The 24,182-nt window shown below is 43.2% G+C and carries 18 protein-coding genes; 6 read left to right on the forward strand and 12 right to left on the reverse strand.

What is annotated here, in order from left to right:
• Nucleotides 1-99 precede the first annotated feature (99 nt).
• The 8 genes from hypF to asnS form a co-directional block, all read right to left on the reverse strand.
• A complete protein-coding gene (hypF, locus tag L884_RS0118555; RefSeq protein ID WP_084221468.1) occupies nucleotides 100-2,634 on the reverse strand; it encodes a carbamoyltransferase HypF in 2,535 nt (844 codons plus the stop codon).
• Between the two features lie 125 nt (nucleotides 2,635-2,759).
• Nucleotides 2,760-4,565 (reverse strand): Kae1-like domain-containing protein, encoded by a 1,806-nt coding sequence (locus L884_RS0118560; protein WP_028768895.1) that lies wholly within the window; start codon nucleotides 4,563-4,565, stop codon nucleotides 2,760-2,762.
• The gene (locus L884_RS0118565; RefSeq protein ID WP_028768896.1) at nucleotides 4,552-5,109 is read right to left on the reverse strand and encodes a HyaD/HybD family hydrogenase maturation endopeptidase; all 558 of its coding nucleotides are present in this window, start codon (nucleotides 5,107-5,109) and stop codon (nucleotides 4,552-4,554) included. The genes L884_RS0118560 and L884_RS0118565 overlap by 14 nt, the downstream gene beginning before the upstream one ends.
• A gap of 9 nt (nucleotides 5,110-5,118) precedes the next feature.
• Nucleotides 5,119-5,787: a Ni/Fe-hydrogenase, b-type cytochrome subunit gene (cybH, locus tag L884_RS0118570; protein WP_028768897.1), complete on the reverse strand. Its 669-nt coding sequence runs from the start codon at nucleotides 5,785-5,787 to the stop codon at nucleotides 5,119-5,121.
• Nucleotides 5,788-5,801: 14 nt separating this feature from the next.
• Nucleotides 5,802-7,505 carry a nickel-dependent hydrogenase large subunit gene (gene hyaB / locus L884_RS0118575; RefSeq protein ID WP_028768898.1) on the reverse strand — a complete coding sequence of 568 codons (1,704 nt, stop codon included), beginning with the start codon at nucleotides 7,503-7,505 and terminating at the stop codon, nucleotides 5,802-5,804.
• Between the two features lie 2 nt (nucleotides 7,506-7,507).
• The gene (gene hyaA, locus L884_RS0118580) at nucleotides 7,508-8,644 is read right to left on the reverse strand and encodes a nickel-dependent hydrogenase small subunit (RefSeq protein WP_028768899.1); all 1,137 of its coding nucleotides are present in this window, start codon (nucleotides 8,642-8,644) and stop codon (nucleotides 7,508-7,510) included.
• 252 nt (nucleotides 8,645-8,896) lie between these two features.
• Nucleotides 8,897-9,094, reverse strand: coding sequence for a hypothetical protein (locus tag L884_RS23115; protein WP_028768900.1), 198 nt, complete (start codon nucleotides 9,092-9,094; stop codon nucleotides 8,897-8,899).
• Between the two features lie 237 nt (nucleotides 9,095-9,331).
• Nucleotides 9,332-10,732 (reverse strand): asparagine--tRNA ligase, encoded by a 1,401-nt coding sequence (gene asnS / locus L884_RS0118590; protein WP_028768901.1) that lies wholly within the window; start codon nucleotides 10,730-10,732, stop codon nucleotides 9,332-9,334.
• A 151-nt stretch (nucleotides 10,733-10,883) separates the two neighbouring features.
• On the opposite strand from asnS, the gene L884_RS0118595 reads away from it, so the two are divergent.
• Nucleotides 10,884-11,219 (forward strand): hypothetical protein, encoded by a 336-nt coding sequence (locus L884_RS0118595; protein WP_028768902.1) that lies wholly within the window; start codon nucleotides 10,884-10,886, stop codon nucleotides 11,217-11,219.
• A 4-nt stretch (nucleotides 11,220-11,223) separates the two neighbouring features.
• Here L884_RS0118595 and L884_RS0118600 read toward each other — a convergent pair whose 3' ends face one another.
• Both L884_RS0118600 and pabB read right to left on the reverse strand, forming a co-directional pair.
• Nucleotides 11,224-11,811, reverse strand: a complete 588-nt coding sequence (locus L884_RS0118600; protein WP_028768903.1) for a CoA pyrophosphatase — start codon at nucleotides 11,809-11,811, stop codon at nucleotides 11,224-11,226.
• 67 nt (nucleotides 11,812-11,878) lie between these two features.
• Nucleotides 11,879-13,369 (reverse strand): aminodeoxychorismate synthase component I, encoded by a 1,491-nt coding sequence (gene pabB, locus L884_RS0118605; protein ID WP_028768904.1) that lies wholly within the window; start codon nucleotides 13,367-13,369, stop codon nucleotides 11,879-11,881.
• Nucleotides 13,370-13,543: 174 nt separating this feature from the next.
• Between pabB and L884_RS0118610 the strand changes: the two genes are divergently transcribed.
• The 3 genes from L884_RS0118610 to L884_RS0118620 all read left to right on the forward strand — a co-directional run bounded on the left by L884_RS0118610 (nucleotide 13,544) and on the right by L884_RS0118620 (nucleotide 17,848).
• Nucleotides 13,544-15,064, forward strand: coding sequence for a fumarate hydratase (locus L884_RS0118610; protein WP_425423501.1), 1,521 nt, complete (start codon nucleotides 13,544-13,546; stop codon nucleotides 15,062-15,064).
• A 343-nt stretch (nucleotides 15,065-15,407) separates the two neighbouring features.
• Nucleotides 15,408-17,456 (forward strand): dipeptidyl-peptidase 5, encoded by a 2,049-nt coding sequence (locus L884_RS0118615; RefSeq protein WP_028768906.1) that lies wholly within the window; start codon nucleotides 15,408-15,410, stop codon nucleotides 17,454-17,456.
• Nucleotides 17,457-17,524: 68 nt separating this feature from the next.
• A complete protein-coding gene (locus L884_RS0118620; RefSeq protein WP_028768907.1) occupies nucleotides 17,525-17,848 on the forward strand; it encodes an antibiotic biosynthesis monooxygenase family protein in 324 nt (107 codons plus the stop codon).
• A gap of 134 nt (nucleotides 17,849-17,982) precedes the next feature.
• On the opposite strand, the gene L884_RS0118630 is transcribed toward L884_RS0118620, so the two are convergent.
• Together L884_RS0118630 and L884_RS0118640 are read right to left on the reverse strand one after the other, a co-directional pair.
• Nucleotides 17,983-18,549, reverse strand: coding sequence for a prepilin-type N-terminal cleavage/methylation domain-containing protein (locus tag L884_RS0118630; RefSeq protein WP_028768908.1), 567 nt, complete (start codon nucleotides 18,547-18,549; stop codon nucleotides 17,983-17,985).
• 473 nt (nucleotides 18,550-19,022) lie between these two features.
• The gene (locus tag L884_RS0118640; RefSeq protein ID WP_028768909.1) at nucleotides 19,023-20,606 is read right to left on the reverse strand and encodes an isocitrate lyase; all 1,584 of its coding nucleotides are present in this window, start codon (nucleotides 20,604-20,606) and stop codon (nucleotides 19,023-19,025) included.
• Nucleotides 20,607-20,716: 110 nt separating this feature from the next.
• On the opposite strand from L884_RS0118640, the gene L884_RS0118645 reads away from it, so the two are divergent.
• Both L884_RS0118645 and L884_RS0118650 read left to right on the forward strand, forming a co-directional pair.
• Nucleotides 20,717-21,661 (forward strand): LysR family transcriptional regulator, encoded by a 945-nt coding sequence (locus tag L884_RS0118645; RefSeq protein ID WP_028768910.1) that lies wholly within the window; start codon nucleotides 20,717-20,719, stop codon nucleotides 21,659-21,661.
• A 203-nt stretch (nucleotides 21,662-21,864) separates the two neighbouring features.
• Entirely contained in the window at nucleotides 21,865-24,048 is a 2,184-nt protein-coding gene (locus L884_RS0118650) for a malate synthase G (protein ID WP_028768911.1), read from the forward strand.
• The last annotated feature ends 134 nt before the right edge of the window (nucleotides 24,049-24,182 follow it).

Here is a 24,182-nt window from a genome sequence, read left to right on the forward strand (position 1 = left end):
GTGAGACGTGTGTCGCATTTTGGCTGCTAATTGTGTTGTTTTACACCTGCTAAATTATCCAACGGCTTGCACTAGCAGGCATTAGAGATGTATTCGGTTTTAATCTCTTGCTGTTGTGGCAAGGGAGTGCCAAAGTTGGCCAAGAGCGATCCCAGCATCGTTAATTGGCACGTATTTAGGCTCTAACACTCGATTACCTTGTGCGATGAGTGCAGCTTCGCAGCGTCCCAATAGGTATTTGTTTTGAAACACACCACCACAAAGGGCAATAGGCAGCTCAAGATGATCTTTGGCGGTCAGGCAAACTATATCACTCAGTGCATCCATAAACGCTTTGGCTATGAGGGCAACGCGCAAAGAGCTTAAAGGTTGCGCAGTAATGGCATTGATGATCTGCACCATTAAATCGGTGCTATCCCATACATTGTTATTCGATTTTATCGAAAAATGGATTGGGCTGCCTAGATATTGGTTACTAATAGAAGTTCTGCCATCAGAATTATTCACTCCTGTATTGTCATTTTGTAGATTACTTGTACTGAAAGCTTGTTTGGACAGCTTGTTATCAGTATCTAATAATGCATGCTGTGCTAAAGAATTAGCAGCAGCTTCTAGCAGCATACCCGCTTGCCCCTCATATTGGATCTCAGAAACTAAGCCTAATGCTGCCGCTACCGCATCGAATAACCGGCCAATAGAGGAGGTTTTTACACTAATATTTGCCCGCCAGAGTTTTGTCAGGTTGTTAAAGCTAAAGTTTGGCATATTAGTGAATGCTGGTAACTGTAGCGCTAGGATCTGCTGCGGTGAATATTTTTCAAGTAAGATTGAAAGCAATACTCGATTAGGGTGTTTTATCGCTTGTTCACCGCCGATTAATTGGAAAGGCATTAGATGGGCCAGACGTTGATATTGTTGATTATTACACAGTAGTGCTTCGCCGCCCCAAAGTGTTTCATCATCACCTAAACCTGTGCCATCAAAAGCAAAACCTAATACAGAATCTGTATAATTGTTTGCCGCCATTACACTCAGTACATGGGCATAATGATGCTGCACCATGAGTTTTTTCTGTGGTTGTTTCTCTGCCCATACGCTGGTGGCATAGTCAGGGTGTGTATCGTGAACCAGTTTTTTAGCTTCAAATCCATAAAAAGTGTTAAAAGTCGCAAGAGTGTGGTGAAAGTAGTCTAACGCTTTAATAGAGCCCAAATCACCGATATGTGGACTTAAAAAGATGTTTCGTTTAAAGCCGAAACAGACGCTATTTTTTTGCTGTGCGCCAACAGCCAGCGTTGCTTGAGGAATTGCTTGATCACAATACAGAGATAACGGTGCATAGCCTCGAGCAAGGCGAAGCACTTGAACTTTATCGTTAATGACTTGTACCACGCTGTCATCACAAGCATTTAGAATTGGCCTGTTATGATCCAATATAAAATCAACGACATGGCCAAGTTTTTGTTTGATATCTCGCGCGTCAATTATAATTGGCTCACCTGATAGGTTAGCGCTGGTCATCACTAGTGGGCGCTTTAGTTGCGCCAAAAGTAAAAAGTGTAACGGTGTATAGGGCAAAAATACCCCGAGTTTATCAATCGCTGGCGCGACCAATTCACTTAGTTTGTTTTGTTGATATTCTATTGCAGTGCAGAGTGGCACGGGTATTTTCTGCATTAGTGTAATAGGGCGCTCGGCAGAACTAAGGGTTTGCCATTCACTTTTAGCGCCACAAACATATTGGCCAGCCATTTGTGGATTTTCGACCATAATAGCAAAAGGTTTTGCTGGTCTGTGTTTACGTGCACGAAGTAGGGCAATACTGGCATCGTTGCAAGCATCGCAAACAAGATGAAAGCCACCGAGCCCCTTTATTGCGAGTATTTTGCCCTCTTTTAAGGCATTAACCGCATCGGTTAATGCCTGTTGCTTAACACTCAATCTCTCAAGTGCAGCGTTATTAAAACTTAACTGCGGTCCACATTCTGGACAGCTGACAGGTTGTGCGTGGTATCGCCTATCTAATGGGTTTTGGTATGCATCGGCGCAACTGTCGCACATAGCAAAATTTGCCATTGCAGTGTTAGGTCTGTCGTAGGGTAGGTTTTTAATTAAGGTGTATCTTGGGCCGCAGTTTGTACAATTGGTGAACGGGTACCTAAAGTGGCGATTGTTACTGTTACTTATTTCATTAAAACAATCGTTGCAGGTGCATTTATCTGGCGAAACAGCTACGACACTGTTGTTAACATCGCCGTTATTGTTATTGATACCGTTATCGCCATTTTCTTGAGTATTATCGCTGGCAATAATCCTAAAGCCAGTTTCATTAGCGACAATGGCAAGTGGTTTACTGGTGATGCTATCGATGCGTGACAGTGGTGGCGGTGATAACACAAAGGCTTGCTCAAATTGAGTTAACGCGTTTTTTGAGCCCTGAGCCTTAATCAATACGCCTTGATTATTATTTAATACACTACCGCTTAACCCAAGTTCATGAGCTAAGCGATATACAAAGGGGCGAAACCCAACTCCTTGAACTACGCCGGTGATATTAAGTTGGATCCGAGCGGGTTTTGCTTGCTCGATTTCAGCTTGTGGAGCATTGGCCGGATTGTTGCTGGTTGACTGCATATACTTCAATACTCTAACGACTAGGGGGGCTGTGGTTAATGTAAAAGCCAGATAGCGCTCTACTAAAGGCTATCTAGCTTTGTTTACTCGTTTCGTTAACTCGGTTTAGCTAACAAAAGCTAGGGTTAACGCCTACGTTGCTTTAAGAACAGTCCACCTACTGCGAGATTCACGCCATCAAGATCCATTGCTGGATTGGTGTTTAGGGTAAAGTTATTAACGAGTCGCAGTGCAATTCGTTCGGCGAGCATAGGATTACTAAACTCATTACCGGCGAGTACAATCGATTTCAAACCGATATTTTGATCTAAATGTTCTATCCAATTGGCAATGTAATCAGCGAGTGAGTCGTGTAAACCAAAGGCGAGTTTTTCAATATTGCCTTGTTCGGCTAGCCTAAAGCTAATAATACTACCTAAGGTTTTACACCAATTTAGACTACGGGCGGCTTCGCCTTTGGTTAATGGGAAATCAATTCTTGGAGCGTTGCTGCCTTTGTGGGCCATGGCTTTAGCAATAACAAAATCGCAAAGCGCAGTTTTAGTATGCAAAGTGGTGAGCTCTTTTATCGTGCTGGATGTTTCCTTAGTGGTTTCAGCTCCAAGTATGATGGCTACGATTGCCCAAAGTGTTTGTATGTTGTTGCATGGCTCGGTAAGTTTTAGCGATAACAGCCGAATGTAATCCTCCGGGTACTGGCTTTTAAATTTTTCTAACAGTACTTTTTGAGGAGAATCGGATAGCTGATGGACAATCTCATATCCATTATCGGGCAGCTCTGGAAACTCAAAAAATAGTTCCATTTTCTGTTGCTTATCTGCTGTCACAATCTGACTTTTATATTGGTTACTGAGATAAATTATTGCGGTATTTTTAGCATGTTTATTGCGGATATTGGCTGCTAATAGGGCACAGGACGCGGCATTATCAGGTGTTTGTCCTAAAGGTTGATGATTAAAAAGTGGCTCCTGAACTACATTAATGACATGTTTTTGCCACTTCGCAATATAAGGGCCTACTTGTGCATCATCGTGCAGTGGCGCTTGATTGGCTGGGATAAATAGCGGAGCAGGCCCCAATTGACTGGTAACCTCACTCCAATGGCCATTAACCATCGCAAAATGTGGATTGTCTGAATGCGCGATATAAAGGTAATCAATTCCCTGTTGGCGTAAGACTTCACAAAGCACCAATAATAAGCGTGACTTAGCAAAACAGATTTCGTAAAGAGCGTGATGCAAGCGAGGGTGTTTAGCAATGGGTTTAGCGCTAATAAAAGGCTTTTCAATGCTGGATAAACCAAGTATTTGGCTACCTGATAGAGAAAAGTGCGCATTAAGGTTGTTAGGATTACAGATCACTAAGTGTGGTCGCTGCTGCGAGCTGTTAACAACTTTATTATCTATTGGTTGAAAACTAACGATAATGGGCAATGTGTCGTTTGGACTTGGAAGTTCAATATAGCCTTGAGAGTTAAGTTGTGCTGCTAAGGCTTTAACATTATCAAGACTAAAGGATTTTTCAGCCTTGGTCATGCGTAAATGGCTTTGGCAACAAGGGCAGGCGAGATCGATTTCACCAAACTGGGCTGACTGGTTATCGGCGAACTTGGGTTGGCAATGTTGGCAATATTCTAGGCCTAAATTGCTAGTGGTTAAGCCGTTATTGTTGAAAGGGGTTTTACTGCCGCTAAAGTCGTCCACCAGTTTGATATCGGGCTTTGTTAGGCAGACCGATAACAGAAAATCGTTGGCAACTTCATCAGCGAGTTGCTCTAAGATAACTTGCTCTCCTTCGGCTTCTAAATAGTAACTGTTTTGTTCTCGGCCAATGGCAATATTATAATCTGGTTTTAATAGGTATTGATCACATAAGTGAGCGTAAAAAGGCACGTCGCGGGTACAATTAAACTCGAATCTAATTTTCTTCATCGCAAATTAAGCCACGTTTGTAGGAGTCGGGAATTAGGCTGTTGATATCGATATTAGCAATGCGTTTGTGAGTAAAGCCTAATGTTGTTAAATGTTGTAATAAGGTCTTTTCCATCAAAGGTACGGCCGCTTGGATCTGTTCGGTTAATCCTAACAACATCGGCTCGAGTACCGTAGGGGTTATGCCTAATACATAGGTATTTGGACGGTCACCCACCATCTCCATCATGATTAAGGTTTGTAACATCTCGACTTCATGGGCACTGCCTTGCCAATCGATTTCCGCTGGCGCTTTATCAAAGTCAAAGAAATATACTTCGCCTGGAGCAACGCCATTAGCGTTAACCGTATCAACTACAATAAGCTTGTCATACTGGCAGAGAGTAGGGATAAGTCCTTGGGCTAATGTTCCACCATCTAGGATATCGAGTTGATCTTCTGGATGGTGGAAATGATAATTTTCTTGGATGTAATTGACGAAATGTACGCCGATGCCCTCATCGGCGTACAGGACATTGCCAATACCAAGTAGCAATATCTTCATGTTTTCCTTTTATTTTTTCTTATGGTAGTCATAACCTGAGACGATAGAGTCAACAGAGTTGTGCTTAAAGCGAATACCTGACCAAACAGCCATATATACATGTATTACCACAAAGATGATAAATACCCAGGTTAGGTAATGGTGCCAAATTCGTACAGGCGCTAAGCCCCCCATCAATGCCGTTAACCAATTCGCCATTGGGGCAATTAACCCGCCAAGACCTTCATGGTATACATTGGCATACAAGACGAGTCCTGTAATGCAGATCAACAATGCAACGACAGAGATTGCAAAGTAGGTCACAAATTGTAGCGGTCCATACACCCCGGCTTTGTCTAAATGTCCCATCCATAGGTAAGACTTTAACTGAGTGATCCAACTTTGTACGCTCATGACATCTTTAAAAGAGCGTCGTTCGATATCACTTTTACCAAAAAAGAACAGGTAAGCTCGTACGATAGTGATTGCCACAAGCATGAAACCAAAGATCTGGTGTGCTGCACGAATATAACCTTGTACTAATACGTCAGAGTTTTCTGGCGCAACCAAAAACGGCCACGCGATATAGAACCCTGTCACTATGAGTACAAAAATGGCTAAGGCTCTTAGCCAATGAAATATTCGTATTGCAGCACCAAAGATCAGTTCCCTTTGGTAGGGCGCAGATTGAGTTGCCATGTTATCCCCCTTGATTAAAATCCGTTGGGATCAATTTTAAATTCACCTAAGTTTTGCCCCTTGTAGTCCATAACGTGCACAGCACAGGCCATACAAGGATCGAACGAGTGAATTATGCGGATCACCTCTAAAGGTTTGGTTGGATCTTCAAGCTTTAGGCCGATGAGTGAAGCCTCATAAGGCCCCATCTTACCGTTGGCATCAACAGGACCTGCGTTCCAAGTTGTTGGTACTACGGCTTGATAGTTTTCAACCTTGCCACCTTTAATACGGATCCAGTGACTGAGCATACCGCGTGGTGCTTCAATCATGGCGTGGCCAACATACTCTTTATTTGAGTCAATTTCAGGCTTGATGTAGGTTGCTTCGTCAGACTGCATATTGGTTAGCATGGCATCGAAGGTTTTTAGACCTTCTTCAGCCACGATAACGGTTTGTAGCATACGCGCTGCAGTTCGACCTAATGTAGTAAACAGTGCTTCTACAGGTAAACCTGTAGCTTCAAGTAAACCGTTAACTGCATTAACTACCACTTGGTTACCGCGAGCGTAACTGACAAGTAAACAAGCAAGTGGACCAACTTCGACCGGTTCACCGTTATAGCGAGGAGATTTAACCCAAGTGTATTTACCGTCACCATCAACAGTTGGCAGTTTGCCGTAGACAGTGTCGCGCTCAACAAAACCGGTATAATCAGGCACAGTTGTCCCATCATATGGATGCTCTGGTTTATCGGCTTTATACCAAGCGTGGGTGGCGTCTTCTGAGATCATCTGTGGATCTAAATCAGCAACATTGGCTAAGTCGCCATTCATGATCACACCTTGATTAAACATGTACTGGTTATCACCAAGTAAAAAATCATCACAGGCTAAGAAGTTTTTAATATTGACGCCGCCTAATACACTAGGCTCGCCACCGAAGGCGGCTGCCGCCATTACAACGTCGGCTTTATAAGCTCTAATAATAAAGTCTTGTACGATTTCATGCTTTTGCTTCCACTCTTGTAAACGAGCTGGGCTTAGCATATCGCGAACCGCTGTGACACCGCCGACCACAATAGATTGCGGATGAGGTGATTTGCCACCAAAGATCGCTAGCATCTCAGCGGCAACGCGCTGCACTTCTAATGCCTTGAGGTAATGTGATAGGGCGATTAGATTCTGCTCTGGAGTAAATTTGTAAGTGCCGTTACCCCAGTAGGCGTTAGCAAATGGACCAAGCTTGCCTGTTGCCACTAACCCTTTAACTTTTTCTTGTACTGCACGTAGATCACCTTCACCTGCGGCAATTGGGTTCGCGGTGTATTTCATTGCTTCTTGAGCCGCTAAAGCTGGATCTGCACTTAATGCAGACACCACATCAACCCAATCTAATCCGTGTAGGTGATAAAAATGCACAATATGATCATGCATATACAAAGAGGTTTGCATCAAACTACGAAGATACTTTGCGTTAAGGGGAATTTTTACCCCTAGGGCGTTTTCAACCGCTTCGGTACCACAACGATAGTGAGAGTAGGTACATACGCCACAAATACGTTGTACAATTAAGCCTACATCCATAGGTGTACGGCCTTTTAGAATCACTTCAATGCCGCGCCATAAAGTGGAAGATGACCAAGCTTTTTTAATAACATTATTTTCATCAACTTCGACTTCTACGCGAAGGTGACCTTCAATACGCGTGATTGGATCGATAACAACACGTTTACTCATGATTATTCCTCTTCAGATTTGGCAAATAAACTGGCTACAGCATGTGCGCCAATTCCGACAGCAGTTGCACCTAAAATGACGGCACCTATGGTGTCGCTGGTGGCGTCTAAGCTGTGCAACAATTGCCTACCTAAAGGCTTTTCAAAGTCGGCCATATCATCCCAGAAGTTAGGTTCTGAACAGCCAATACAACCGTGGCCTGCAAGTACCGGCCAGCTAGTATGGTGGTTAAAACGTTCTGTAGGGCAGTTGTTATAGGTATAAGGTCCTTTACAACCTACTTTATATAAGCAGTAACCATCTTTTGCGCCTTGATCGCCAAATTCTTCGACAAATTCGCCGGCATCAAAGCGGCCGCGACGTTCACAGTTATCGTGTACGCGAGCGCCATAAGCCCACTTAGGGCGATTAAACATATCAAGAGCAGGCAACTTGCCAAACATGATGAAGTACATCAAGGTACCGACAATGTTCTTTTCACTTGGTGGACAGCCACCAAGGTTAATTACGGTTTTATCTACAACCTCATAAACGCCTTTGGCCTCTGTTGGGTTTGGCGCAGCAGCTTGAATACCGCCGAAGGCTGCACAAGTACCAACAGAAATAATCGCTGCGGCATCTTTTGCTGCGTCTTGAACAATATGCAGCCCAGTGTGGCCTTTACAACCCACAGTGAGGTACGCACCGTTGTTTGCTGTCGGCACAGCACCTTCAACTGCCAGCAGATAGTTACCTTTATATTCAGCTAAGGCATGTTCTAGATTTTCCTCAGCTTGCCATCCGGCAGCAGCCATAAGGGTTTCATGATATTCGAGTGAAACGTGTTTAAAGATCAGTGTATCAAGGTTGGGGGTGTCGGTACGGATCAAGGACTCGGAACAACCAGTACATTCAGCTAAATGCAGCCAAACTAATGGCACCCTATCAGCAAGCTCTGCTGCTTCAGCAACTAGAGTGCTAAAAGGCAGAGGCAATGCAAGCATGGTGGTAACCGCAGCGCTCCATTTCATGAAGTCGCGGCGAGTAATGCCATTTTGCTGCATTTTTTGTTGTAGGGATTCTCCACTACGAGGTTCTAACTGACGAAGTTGCTCTATTCGGGCGAGGCCTTGTTGATAAAGGGCTTCATGTGTTTCCATGTTTAAACCTTTTTTATTGTAAGGAATTTGCTCAACATGGATAGTCTAGGCCTCAAAATGGCATTGAATGTTGATGTGGGTCAAGTTATGCCGAGCTTTGAGGCTTAGCTCTGATAGTGGATGTTACTCTCTTGCGTTAGATCATCAAAAGTGTTTTAGCTGGGTCAAAATGACGCAATATCAATTTTAGTGTGATGCTGATCACGTTTTTGTGGTGGTTTATTATACCAATCAGTATAAACATTTAGTCACTCAGCGAGAGTTTAGCGGTTTTGAGGCAAGGTCATTAAGTGCTCCTGCTTTAATGACATTCGCTGCATCCATGCAGCTCGCAACGAGCGAAGAGCATAGTTGTTCTACGGTTAAGCTCGTTAACACAGCATCAGAATCGCTAAAACTCGCCATTCTGGAACGTTTTTGGCTACCTACTTCTGCGTTGAATAACTTCACAAGGGAGCAACCATTCTTTCAGTTATTCGCCTTGAATTAGATTGCCAAAAATCGTTCTGAGTTGATCAAATTCTTATACTGATTGGTATTGCTGCTACGCAAAAATTTTGTGTGAGCAACTTTGATATGTGCTGGAATGGGTTGGGATATGATGGGTAATCAAGATTCAACGGCTACAAAAAAGCCTCTAAGCTAAATTGACTTAGAGGCTTTTACTAAAAAGCAATCTAGCGCTTATTAGAAGTTAGCTGACTTAGGTGAACGTGGGAATGGGATCACGTCACGGATGTTAGCAACACCAGTCACATAAGATACCAAACGCTCGAAACCTAGACCGAAACCAGCATGAGGTACTGTGCCGTAACGACGTAGGTCACGGTACCACCAGTAATCTTCTTTGCTTAGGTTCATTTCAGCCAGACGTGTGTCAAGCACATCTAAACGTTCTTCACGCTGTGCACCACCGATAATTTCACCGATACCTGGAGCTAGTACATCCATTGCAGCAACTGTTTTACCGTCGTCATTTAAGCGCATGTAGAAGGCTTTAATGTCTTTCGGGTAGTTTTTAACAACTACAGGTGCTTTGAAGTGCTCTTCTGCAAGGTAACGCTCATGCTCTGAGTGTAAATCGATACCCCATTCAACGTCGAACTCGAAATCTTTGTCACAGGCTTTCAGAATTTCGATGGCATCAGTGTAATCGATCTGTGCGAAATCGCTGTTTACGAAGTTTTCTAGACGAGTGATCGCAGTTTTCTCTACACGTTGTGCAAAGAACTCTAAGTCATCACGACGCTCTTCAAGTACGGCTTTGAAACAGTACTTAAGCATATCTTCAGCAAGTTTAGCTGCATCGTTTAGATCAGCATAAGCAACTTCAGGCTCGACCATCCAGAACTCAGCCAAATGACGGCTTGTGTTTGAGTTTTCTGCACGGAATGTTGGGCCAAAAGTGTAAACTTTTGATAATGCACAAGCATAAGTCTCAGCGTTAAGCTGACCTGATACAGTAAGGAATGACTCTTTACCGAAGAAGTCTTCACCGTAATCAACAGTGCCTTTATCAGTGCGTGGTAGGTTCTCTAGATCTAATGTCGATACACGGAACATTTCACCAGCGCCTTCAGTGTCAGATGCAGTGATAAGCGGTGTAGAAACCCAGATGTAACCTTGCTCGTTGTAGAAGCGATGGATTGCTTGAGACAAACAGTTACGTACACGGGCAACGGCACCAATGATGTTAGTGCGTGGACGTAAATGTGCTAATTCACGTAAGTGCTCAATTGAGTGACGCTTTGCTGCCATTGGGTAAGTGTCTGGATCTTCAACCCAGCCAGCAACCTCAACTTTAGTGACTTGTAACTCAAACGCTTGGCCTTGACCTGGAGATTCAACAACTTCACCAGTCATTACTACAGAACAACCAGCAGTAAGCTTTAACACTTCGTTGGTGTAATTTTCTAGATTATTTGGCACAACACCCTGAATAGGATCGAAACATGAACCGTCATAAACAGCTAGGAAAGAAATCCCTGCTTTAGAATCGCGGCGGGATCTAACCCAACCACGTACTGTGATTTGCGAACCAATCGCAAACTCACCTTTAAACACAGAAGCGACAGATGTAATGCTCATTGTTGCTTAGTTCTCCAACGAAACGTTTTTTTAAATAATTTGGAGGTTTATATTACCTGTATAAACACTTTTCTCAAGTGGAAAGTAGGGTATCTTAGTGTCTAAATTGGTATTCTGACGACAATCATGACAAAAACTACGGATGGCACCCATGAATAGAGTAAAAATTTTCCACTTTTTACTTTCTAGTCTATCGATTATCGGCTGGTCATTAGCGATTTATGCTTTGATGATTTTTGATAAGGCGCGCCCCGATGCTGCTATTGGTTACTTCCAAAGTCATGGCGCAGAGGTAAGATTTGAGTGGGATCCAGAGCAGACTGTATTGTTGGAACACATCATATGGATTTGTGCCGCACTCAGTTTTATCAATCTTGGCTTTAACCTTTATATCGCTCAGCGTAGCAAAATCGGTTGGTGGGTAAATATTCCGCTATTATTCACTTGTTCCTTAGCTGCAGGGCTTTATATTCGTTTTGTGGTGTAGCTGACTAGTGTTTTTCTAAATGCCGACACAAGAGGTCTATCATCGCGGCGGTAGCGCCCCAAATAAAGTGCTGTTTATAGGGAATGAAGTGCACTGGGAATTGCACACCTTTGCGGCTATATAGTTGAGTGTGACGATTATAAGGCTTCAATAAAAATGACAAGGGCACGGTAAAATATTCAGCCACTTCACCGGGATCTATTACTGGTTCAAAAGCGTGTTTAACCGTTGCAACAAACGGGGTAATTTCAAAACCTGTGAACGTTTTATGGGCGGGTAATGCCCCAAGGACATCGACATTAGTAGCGAGTAGACCTATTTCTTCTTGTGCCTCTCGAAGTGCTGTGGCTTGATAGTTTAGATCTGCACGCTCAACTTTGCCCCCTGGGAAGCTAATTTGCCCAGGGTGCGCCCTAAGGTGAGTAGGGCGCTTAGTCAAAATTAACTGTAATTCACCGTTTATTTCATGTACTGCAATAAGAACAGCTGCTTGGCGCAGTGTGTTATCTAAATGGCTTAACTCACCATGAATAGCGTCTAGCTCTGGCAAAGCGCTAAGGGTAAAGCGGGTTGTAAACTCTGCCAGTTGCATATTCTTCCTTACGTTAAATGTTCGCCGCGACCTTGTTACTTATGGTTTAACTAGGCACAGGTAGCAATTAGCGGTTTAGCTTTGCAAGCACAGGTAAAATACGGCTTACTTTATCAAAACTCTCTTGATATTCAGCATCGACCTTAGAATCTGCGACTATGCCACCACCAGCCCAGCAATGGATAATGCCACTGCTTGTTTGCTCATTTGTGCAGGAGGCTGTTTGCTGCGCGACCAAGGTGCGGATAGTAATGTTGCTATCCATAGTGCCGTCCTGACTTATGTAGCCAATAGAGCCACAATAGAGGCTTCTTCTTGAGGGTTCAAGTTCCTCAATGATCGCCATAGCGCGGATTTTTGGGGCGCCAGTGATTGATCCGCCAGGGAAACAAGCTTTGAGGAGATCCACAGGGCTGAGGTTTGAGTCGAGTTCAGCGGTAATCGTGCTTACTAAATGATGTACTGCGGGAAAGCTCTCTACATCAAAAAGTTTCGGTACAGTAACACTACCTGCAGCTGCCACTTTACCGATATCGTTACGAAGTAGATCGACAATCATCAAGTTCTCAGCCCGATCTTTTTCAGAGCTTTTTAATTGCTCAGCTAAAGCTAAGTCATTAGCCGGATCAGTATCTCGGGGCAGAGTGCCTTTGATCGGTTTCGTTTGTACTTTACCGTCTTGGTGCTGAATAAAGCGCTCAGGTGAAATAGACAATAACGCATGCTGTTCAAGACGAATAAAGGCCGAGAAAGGCGCGCCATTAGACTCTCGCAGTGCTATGTAGGCTTGCCATTCATCACCTTGGTACTCAGCACTAAAACGCTGAGTCAGATTGATTTGATAACAATCGCCACTTAATAGGTAATCTTGCACTTTAGCGAATTTTTGCTTGTAAGCTTGCTCACTAAGTTGATTTTGCCAATCACTGGTTAAGGTAAAAGGCTGAATTTTGCTATCTGTAGTAGGGGTGCAGGTTCGGTGAACTAATTCTGTGAGTCTAGCTGCAAGCTTATCAAGTGCCTGTTGCGAGCAATAGTGCACTAGATCCCAGCTTTTATCTTGATAGTCAAAAATAAGTGCCCAGTCATAACAGCCTAGATTCATCTCTGGCAAAGAGATGTCATTGTTTGCTATTTCCGGTAGTGACTCAATGACACGGCCTAGATCGTAATTAAAACTACCCATGACACCACCGCTAAAAACAAATGGGCTCAATTTCTTATCTGGATAGTATTCATTGATGAGAGCGTTAAGTAGACGAAATGGGTCATCATTAGTTTGAGATTGCTCAACATGAATGTTTGTTGATGGCAGCTCTAGAGGGAATAGACTGTTTCTATTAGCACCGCGGGATATTGTTGTGGTATTTGCCTGGGTCACAATTGTGGCGACAGGTTCGGCGCAGATCACATCTATTTTTGCGTCAGCGTGACTTGCATTGGCTGAATCGAGCAAAATAGCCCATGGCGTAGCCGCAAAGTGTGAAAAAACTTGGTTAGTGGTTAAATTCCAATCAAGACGCTTACTAAAAACGGCATTTTGCGCCAAATTGTTCATCTATTGACCCTATCTAAAATGTGATGTTTAACTCAAAGTCGCGAAAGAGTATCATATTGGTTAAACAAGTAATAAAAACAAAAACACCTGAGTGTTAACGGAGAGTCATACATATTGGTTTACCCTTGTATGACTTAAGCCGATTAATAAGTGTCTGCTAAAAAGGAAGTATCTGTGAGTAAAGAAGTCCCTGTTATTAAGCAAGCCGATCTTATTGAAAGCGTTGCTGATGCCCTACAATATATCTCTTATTATCATCCAAAAGATTTTGTCGATGCGATGGCCGAAGCTTACGAGCGTGAGCAAAGCCCAGCCGCTAAAGATGCGATTGCACAAATCCTAATTAATTCTCGTATGTCGGCTGAGGGCAGACGTCCTCTATGCCAAGATACGGGTATTGTAACCTGTTTCGTGAAAATCGGCATGGGAGTTCAATGGGATAAAACCGATCTAACCGTACAACAAATGGTCGATGAAGGTGTGCGCCGCGCTTATACCAACCCAGACAATCCATTACGAGCGTCAATTGTTGCTGATCCGGCCGGCGGACGTAAGAATACTAAAGACAATACGCCATCGGTTGTGCATGTGGAAATGGTGCCGGGTAACCATGTTGAAGTCGCCATCGCCGCTAAAGGCGGTGGTTCTGAGAATAAATCCAAGATGGTTATGTTAAATCCATCTGATGATATCGCCGCTTGGGTTGAGAAAACCTTGCCGACGATGGGCGCAGGCTGGTGCCCACCGGGTATGTTGGGGATAGGTATTGGCGGTACTGCTGAAAAAGCAGCGGTTATGGCTAAAGAGTCATTGATGGATCCTGTCGATATTCATGAGCTTCAAGCCCGTGGTGCTGAAACGGCCGATGAAAAACTACGTTTAGATATTTTTGAGCGTTCAAACAAGCTAGGTATTGGCGCGCAAGGTCTTGGCGGCGTTACAACAGTGCTTGATATTAAAATTAAATCAGCACCAACGCACGCAGCTTCTAAGCCAGTGGTGATGATCCCAAATTGTGCTGCAACACGTCACGTTCACTTTCATTTAGATGGTTCGGGACCTGCGGATCTAAGTCCTCCATCTCTAGAAGATTGGCCGGAGATCACTTGGGAAGTGGGTGAGAGCGTTCGTCGTGTTGACTTAAATACAGTGACGCAAGAAGAGATGGAACAGTGGAAGAGCGGTGATACTTTGCTGCTTAACGGTAAGATGCTTACTGGTCGTGATGCCGCTCATAAACGTATTCAAAGCTTAATTGAGAGCGGCGAAGGTTTACCTGAAGGGGTCGATTTTAAAGGTAAATTTATTTACTACGTAGGCCCGGTTGATCCAGTAGGTGATGAAGTTGTTGGTCCAGCAGGCCCGACTACAGCAACGCGCATGGATAAATTTACTGATTTGATGCTTGAAACTACAGGTTTAATGGGCATGATTGGTAAGGCTGAGCGTGGTCCTGCTACCGTTGAGTCGATTAAAAAGCATAAGTCTTGCTACTTAATGGCGGTTGGCGGTGCGGCATACCTTGTATCTAAAGCGATTAAGAAATCACGCGTTGTCGCGTTTGCCGATCTTGGTATGGAAGCCATTTATGAGTTCGACGTAAAAGATATGCCGGTTACAGTCGCTGTTGACTCTGATGGTGTTAATGCCCATGAAACTGGCCCAGCCATTTGGAAGGTCAAGTTAGAAGGCTAAACTAAAGGCTTCAAACAAGCAGAGCTGTTTAGTCAATGATTAAGCTGGTGGACATAATTTGTTGCAGTCAGCTTTCAATCTAAGGCCTGAACGTATTGATTCAGGCCTTAATTTTGGCTAATGTGCTGGTCAACTAGCACAAATTACTGACTATTTAGATAAATATTTACTCTATAAATACTCACATAATAAGAGCGCACTCAAGCAACAATTGGTTTGTGTTTAGCGAGTATAGGCAGTGGATAGTTATGTAAATAGCTTTGGTATTAATAAGCAAGTCGCAAATTGAACTGAAAACCTTTCAATAAAAATAACGATTAACGATAAGAATAAGACTACTACGATGAAAAAAACTGCAATCATAATGGCGCTTGCGTCTGCTGGCGCTGTATTTAGCGCTCAGGCTGCATCAACAGCACCTTTTACCGTTCAAGATCTCGTAAAAATGAATAAGCTTCATTCGGCTGCTCTGTCGAGTGATGGTCAAAAAATCGTTTATGCCGTGAAAAATATTGATGCAGAAGGAGAGTCGACCACAGACCTTTATTTGCAACAACTTAACGGCTCTACGGCAATTAAGCAGCTTACAAGCGCAGCTGGTACTGAACACAGTGTGGCGTTTGGCCCAAATGATAAAAATATCTATTTCCTCGCCGCACGTAATGGTTCAAGCCAAATTTACAAGCTTGCACTTGATGGTGGTGAAGCGATTCAAGTTACCGATTTCCCGCTTGACGTTGAAGGCTTTAAGCTATCGCAAGATGGCAAACAAGTTGTCGTTAATATGCGTGTATTCCCAGAGTGTCAAGATCTTGCTTGCTCAAAAGATAAATTTACCGCTGAAACTGAGCGTGATACTACTGGCCGCGAATATAAGCAGCTTATGGTACGTCACTGGGATACATGGAGCGACCACTCAAGAAGCCACTTATTTGTTGCTCAGTTGAACGGTACTAAAGTGACTGATGCTGTTGATGTAACCGCTGGTCTTGATACGGAAACGCCACCTAAGCCGTTCTCAGGAATGGAAGAAGTAACCTTTACTCCAGACGGTAAACATGTTGTTTATACCGCTAAAGCACCTGGTAAAGACCAAGCATGGATCACTAACTATGATTTATGGAAAGTCAGCGTAACAGGTGGTAAGGCTGAAAACCTAACCGAAGCGAATAAAGCGTGGGATGCACATCCAACTTATTCAGCGGACGGCCGTTATTTAGCCTACTTTGCAATGACAAAGCCGGGTTTTGAAGCTGACCGTTACCGCATCATGCTGCGTGATACAGTCACCGGCCAAGAAAAAGAAGTTGCACCGTTATGGGATCGCAGCCCAAGTTCACTTGCCTTTGGTAAAGATAACAAAACGCTTTATGTAACTGCTCAAGATGTGGGGCAGGTGTCAATCTTTGAAGTTAACACTCAGTTTGGTGATGTTAAGACCATCTATAACGAAGGCAGCAACAGCATTGTTGGTGTGAACAACGACCAAATTATCTTCAGCCATAAGTCGCTGGTTGAGCCGGGTGATTTATATACCATTAATCTAGATGGTCAAAACCTAAATCGTCTAACCGACATCAACAAAGAAAAACTAGCTAAGATCAAATTTGGCGAGTACCAACAGTTTAGTTTTAAAGGTTGGAATAACGAAGAAGTGTTTGGTTACTGGATTAAGCCTGCTAACTATAAAGCAGGTGAGAAGTACCCGATTGCCTTCTTAGTACACGGCGGACCGCAAGGCTCATTTGGTAACTCATTTAGCAGTCGTTGGAATCCACAGTTATGGGCGGGTGCCGGTTATGGTGTGGTGATGATTGATTTCCACGGCTCAACGGGTTACGGCCAAGCCTTTACAGACTCAATCACTCAAGATTGGGGCGGAAAACCACTTGAAGACCTACAAAAAGGTCTGGCTGCAGTAACTAAACAGCAAAAGTGGTTAGACGGTAACAATGCATGTGCGCTAGGTGGCTCTTATGGCGGATACATGATGAACTGGATCCAAGGTAACTGGAATGATGGCTTTAAGTGTCTAGTTAACCATGCTGGTCTATTCGATATGCGCTCTATGTACTATGTAACTGAAGAGCTATGGTTCCCTGAGTTTGAATTTGGTGGAACTTACGAAAAGAATAAAGAGTTATACGAGAAGTTTAACCCAGTTAATTACGTAGAAAACTGGCAGACACCTATGCTAGTGATCCATGGCGAGAAGGACTTCCGTGTTCCTTATGGTCAAGGTCTAGCGGCATTTACCTACATGCAGCGCAATGGTATTCCATCAGAGTTACTCATATACCCTGATGAGAATCACTGGATCCTAAACCCTGACAACCTTGAGCAATGGTATGCAAATGTGCTCGGTTGGATGGACCGTTGGACAGAAAAGTAAATAAAACGGCAAAGCCAGAATGAAAATTCTGGCTTTTTTGTTTCTACAGGTAATAAAGGAATAACAAGATGAGCCAGATAGCAAACACGCCTAAGCCGCCTTACTACTGTGTTGTGTTCAGCTCTGAAATGTCAGCAAGCGTCGAAGGCTACGCAGCGATGGCGCAAACCATGGTTGAGCTGGCCGAGCGGCAAGATGGTTTTCTTGGAATGGAGTCAGCCCGAGAGCAGTTGGGGATCACTGTGTCTTATTGGCGCAGCCTTGCCGATATCAAAGCGTGGAAATTAAATGCTGATCACTTAGAAGCACAGCGACTAGGCCGTGAAAAGTGGTATGCATCGTTTACCTTACGAATAGCAAAAGTAGAACGTGAATACTCATTTAACGGCTGAAGCAACTAATTCATCAAAGCCGGAGAACTCACAGCAAACAGTAATCTTAGGCTCTAGGCGTCTGGCTGCTAAGCTTGCACGCCTGATAATCTTATCGATACTGAGGCCATAAACCCGTTTATCAATGAATTGGCTTAGCAATCTTTGGTAAATGCTTTGACACTGTACTTTCTAATCGAAGTTGGTGAGCTGTATTCTACATGGCATTCGAAATTTCCATCTTTAATCTGGTTTAATTTTTCTTGCCACTTTATCGGCACAATTGCAGTTGCAGATAAATGCCGAGTCACACTGGTAAATAAATAATCCGAGCTGGGTAAACCAAAAACTGTGCGGTAATTGTTATTTACCGTTGCGTTAGAGGTTAACGGCGGTAAAGGGTAACCCATACTGACATAGAGCCGGGTACCACTGGCATCAATAAAATATTCGCCTTGGGTGATATCCCAATTGGGATGGTTGCCACAAGCAAATGAACAGCCCTCTAACGCTTCAATATTTGCGATGGCACTTTTGCTATACGTAATTTGGTTTTGAGCATGGATAGAGGCTGCTATTGCTTCAAGCTGCGAGATCTGTGCGTCACGGTCAAATTTAACAAATTTTGGCAAGGCGATAACCGAGATAATAGCAACAATCAAAATAACAATAACCAGCTCAATTAATGTAAAGCCAAGTGAGAATTTGCGAATAGCCTGCATATTGAAAGCCTATAAAATAAAAGCGCGCAGGTTAACCACTCGATGTCACTGGTTCAAGTAACCGCTGATACATATGGATATAAATACTGTTAATTGTTATATAGATCACTATTTAAAAACGAAAGTGTACGATTATTGTGCTATCAATTAGCTGTACTAGCAGTTAATTGTGTTGATATGTAAAACGCTTGCTGTACGATGAATTAAATTGATTTAAAAAGAGATTAAATACTGTTTTGCCTACTGTTAATTACTATTATTACTTTAAATACAATAGATTACTACTCGCTTCTTTTTTGATGGCAGGTTGTGTAAAAATGTCCCTTTAGCTTGTGCAATGATTAAAGCTTGTTGAATTTGTACTACTTTAGTTATGAGCTGTGATAAAAAAAAGCCTGCAATGCGCAGGCTTTTTAGAGATAGCTTCATTGGCTCAATAAGTCCACTTCAAAAACTTACTGTCCAAGAACAACTTAGCTAAATTGGTTCATGGTATTGTCTTTACCCGATGCCTTCAGTGCCTGATCACCTGAGAAGTATTCCTTATGATCATCACCCATGTCAGAGCCAGCCATGTTTTGGTGCTTAACGCAGGCAATACCTTGGCGGATCTCTTTTCGCTGAACATTGGCAACGTAACCTAACATACCTTGGTCGCCGAAGTACTCCTTAGCTAGGTTGTCGGTAGACAACGCCGCTGTGTGATACGTTGGTAGCGTAATTAAGTGGTGGAAAATACCCGCTTCACGTGCAGCATCTGCTTGGAAGGTACGGATTTTCTCATCAGCCTGTACAGCAAGCTCGGTATTATCGTATTCCACACTCATGAGGTTATTGCGGTCGTATGCAGACACATCTTGTCCGGCTTCTGTCATAGCATCAAATACTTGCTGACGGAAATTTAACGTCCAGTTAAACGAAGGCGAGTTATTGTAAACAAGCTTTGCATTTGGAATGGTTTCTCGGATCTTATTCACCATGCCACCAATTTGTGCAACGTGCGGCTTTTCTGTTTCAATCCAAAGCAGATCCGCACCGTTTTGTAGTGAGGTAATACAATCTAGTACACAGCGCTCTTCACCAGTGCCTGCACGGAACTTAAAGAGACCATTTGGCAAACGCGCTGGTTTTACAAGTTGGCCATTTTGCTGGAAAACCACATCGCCGTTTGCAAGGTTAGCAGCATCTACTGCTTCTACCTCTAAGAATGAATTGTATTTATCACCTAAATCGCCAGCTTCATTAGTTACCGCAATTTTTTGGGTAAGACCTGCACCCAATGAGTCTGTGCGAGCAACAATAACGCCATCATCAATGCCAAGCTCTAGGAAGGCATAACGAACCGCATTGATTTTTGCTAAGAACTCTACATGAGGCACGGTTACTTTACCGTCTTGGTGACCACATTGTTTAACGTCAGATACTTGGTTCTCAAGTTGGATACAACAAGCACCGGCTTCAATCATTTGTTTAGCCATTAGGTAAGTGGCTTCTTCATTACCAAATCCGGCATCAATATCAGCGATGATTGGCACAACGTGGGTTTCGAAGTTGTCAATTTTAGCTTGAATCGCAGGCTTTTCTGCCTCAGATGCTGCGTCAAACTCTCGGAAAAGTCCGCCGAGTTCACGGGCATCAGCTTGTCTTAGGAAAGTATAAAGCTCTTTGATCAGTGCTGCGACAGAGGTTTTTTCATGCATAGACTGATCGGGTAGCGGGCCGAATTCACTTCTTAGTGCTGCGACCATCCAACCTGATAAATACAGGTAGCGTCGCTTGGTGCTAAGTAGGTGCTTTTTAATAGAGATCATTTTTTGCTGACCAATAAATCCATGCCAACAACCCAAAGATTGGGTGTACTGCGACGAATCTTTGTCGTAGTTGTCCATATCTTCACGCATGATTTTTGCAGTGTACTTGGCAATATCCAAACCAGTTTTAAAGCGGTTTTGTAGACGCATACGGGCTACAGACTCAGGGTTGATTGCATTCCATGCACTACCTTCAGCATTAATCAAGGTAGCAGCTTCATCGATATTTGTTCTGTAATTGCTCATGTGTCTATTCCTTTAACAATGTGATTAGCGGCGATTGATTACGTTGAAAATAGTAGTTACATTTGCTTAAATAAGTCTAATTTATAGTCTCTATTATCGGTATTTGTTTAATGAATATATCTCGTATTGATTTGAATTTGTTAGTTTATTTGGATGTTTTGCTACGTGAAAAAAATGTTACTAAGGCTGCAGATCAGCTAGGGATTAGCCAGCCAGCAATGAGTAATGGCTTGAAAAGGTTACGTACATTATTTGATGATCCGTTACTGATCCGAACCAGCCAGGGCATGACCCCTACTGAACGAGCACAAGAGTTACAACCGATGATAAGTGAGCTGATTATCGGTTTAGAGAAAGCCGTTCAGCCAAGGGCTGAGTTCAATGCTGCTGAGAGTGAACAGGTGTTTCGCGTAATGGCGAGTGATTATGCCGAAGCCACGTTGCTGCCACCACTCATAGCAAGATTACGTACTGAGGCACCTAATGTAATTTTAGATATTATGACTCCAAGTGATGTGAGTTTTCCTGATGTAGAGCAGGGTAGAGTCGATATGGTGATTAACCGTTTTGATAGTATTCCCCAATCATTTCATCAGAAAGTGTTATGGAACGATGATTTTAGTTGTCTGATTAGTAAAACAAATCCTGTTTTAGATAAGTTTTCTTTAGATAGCTACCTGAAAGCTAATCATGTATGGGTAAGTAAGACGGGGATGGGAGTTGGCGTTGGTATGGATCCTGATGACGTGCAGCGCTTGGGCTGGGTTGATGAGGCGTTGACTAAAATAGGTGTACAACGACGGATCACCGTTTTTACTCGGCACTATCAGGCTGCTTGTTTGTTAGCTGAGCAACAAGATTTGATCGCAACCATACCAAGTAAAATGGCCAACCAACATAAAAATAACGATAGAGTTTGTATTGTTCCACCGCCATTTGTTATTCAACCTATAGCGCTTACTATGGCATGGAGCCCATTGTTGCAGCATAACCCAGCCCACAAATGGATGCGTCAACTTATTACTCAAACTGCAGATAGTTTTGGCCGCAATTAATATCAAAAGTAAACAATTTACATTTTTGTCGGTTTTATACGTAAAACAGGGCTTTTTGATAACTATGGTGAATAGTGAGGATAAAGAGTATAAATTTTATAAATGCTGGCTTAACAGTATAGGCTGATAAAGGTTAACAAAAGGTTTCGAAACAGAAACGGACATCGTTAGTGTAAATGGTTTACAAACAAGAAGGGCACACTATGACAGCACGTATTCGAGTAGGTGGTTTGCAAATTGCTAAATCATTGTGGGAGTTGGTTGATAGCGAGATTTGCCCAGCAACAGGGATCAGTTCACAACTGTTTTGGAAAAAGTTTGAATCAATCGTCAACGATCTTGGTCCTATTAACCGGGCATTGTTAGCAAAACGCGAGCAATTACAGCAACAGATAGATGTGTGGCATCTTGGTAATGGTGATAAGCCGTTTGATATTGCGACCTATAAAGCATTTTTGAATGATATAGGTTACCTAGTAGCCGAAGGCCCCAATTTTACGATCAGTACCGAAAATGTAGATACTGAGATCACTAGCCAAGCTGGACCACAATTAGTTGTACCTGTCAAAAACGCCCGTTTTGCCCTAAATGCTGCTAATGCGAGATGGGGCAGTTTATATGATGCGTTATATGGAACTGACGCTATTGATGAAGATGACGGCGCTGAACTGACCAAAGAATACAACCCAAAGCGTGGCGAAAAAGTGATTGCTTTTGCTAAGCAGCACCTCGATACAGCAGCGCCTTTGCAAGACAGCTCACACGCCAATGTGACGCAATATTTTATCGAAAATGGTGTTTTAAAAGCACAGTTGCAAAGTGGCGATATAACAGAACTTCGCAGCGCTGCTAAGTTCGTGGGCTTTAATGGCGAGCAATCAGCCCCTTCAGCGATTCTTCTTGTTAATAACGGCTTGCACATCGAGATCCAAATCGATCGCCATCACCTTATCGGTAAAGCTGATCTTGCCGGCGTAAAAGATCTGTTAGTTGAAGCTGCGGTAACAACGATTATGGATTGCGAAGATTCTGTTGCCGCGGTTGATGCCGAAGATAAAGTCGAGGTTTACCGAAACTGGCTCGGGTTAATGCAAGGGCGCTTGTCTGCAAAACTGAATAAGAATGGCAAACAGATAGTGCGAGAGTTAAATGATGATCGCCACTATATTGCACCTAACGGACAAAAGTTAAGCTTACCGGGCAGAAGCCTGCTGTTTGTGCGCAATGTTGGTCATCTAATGACCATAGATGCGGTGCTTGATAAAGATGGCAATGAAGTGCCTGAGGGCTTTCTTGATGGCATGGTAACCGCTTTTGCTGCTTTACATGATTTAAAAGGCAATAATAATCAACGTGCTAATAGTCGCAAAGGTGCAATCAATATTGTTAAACCGAAAATGCATGGTCCTGAAGAGGTTGCGTTTACCTGCGAACTGTTTAGTCGTATTGAAGATGCTTTAAAGCTTTCCAGAAATACCATTAAAGTAGGTATTATGGATGAAGAGCGTCGCACAACGGTAAATCTTAAAGAGTGTATTCGTGCGGCAAGAGAGCGAGTGGTATTTATTAATACTGGCTTCTTGGATAGAACTGGCGATGAAATTCATACCTCAATGTTGGCTGGTCCATTTGTCGCCAAGTCAGTAATGAAACAGCGGCCATGGATTAAAGCCTATGAAGATTGGAATGTTGATATAGGCTTAGAGTGTGGCCTACAAGGCCGCTCGCAAATAGGTAAAGGCATGTGGCCTATGCCTGATGAAATGGCAGCAATGCTCGAACAAAAGATTGGTCACCCACAAGCTGGTGCAAATACCGCATGGGTGCCATCGCCAAATGGCGCGGTGTTACATTCAACTCATTATCACCAAGTCAATGTAGCTGAAGTTCAGGGGCAGTTAGCAAATAGACAACGTGCAAGTTTAGATGATCTGCTGACGTTGCCTTTGATGGAAGCAGACCATGTGCTTACAGCCGAGCAAAAGCAATTTGAGCTTGATAATAACGCGCAAGGTATTTTAGGTTACGTGGTGCGCTGGATTGACCAAGGTGTAGGTTGTTCAAAGGTACCCGACATTAATAACGTGGGTTTAATGGAAGATAGAGCGACACTGCGCATATCGTCGCAATATTTAGCTAATTGGCTACATCATGGGGTGTGTACAGAAGAGGAGGTGATGGCATCTCTTAAAAAGATGGCGCTGGTGGTTGATAAGCAAAATCAAGCCGATAGTCATTATATTAATATGGCACCAAGCTTCGATGGCGTTGCGTTTAAAGCTGCGTGTGACTTGATTTTTAAAGGTAAACAGCAACCTTCGGGTTACACCGAGCCGTTATTGCATGCTTACCGTAAACAGGCAAAGGCTGAAGTTAGCTCCAATTAGTTAAGCTATTAGATATCGACTTTAATCCGCTATGAATGTCTATTCATGGCGGATTTTCATTTGTAAATGACACTAGGGTGAATATTGAGGTCATTGGCCGACATTGCTACGCCATGATTAGGCAGGTTTAGCAT

Source organism: Shewanella fidelis ATCC BAA-318, assembly GCF_000518605.1.
GTDB lineage: Bacteria > Pseudomonadota > Gammaproteobacteria > Enterobacterales > Shewanellaceae > Shewanella > Shewanella fidelis.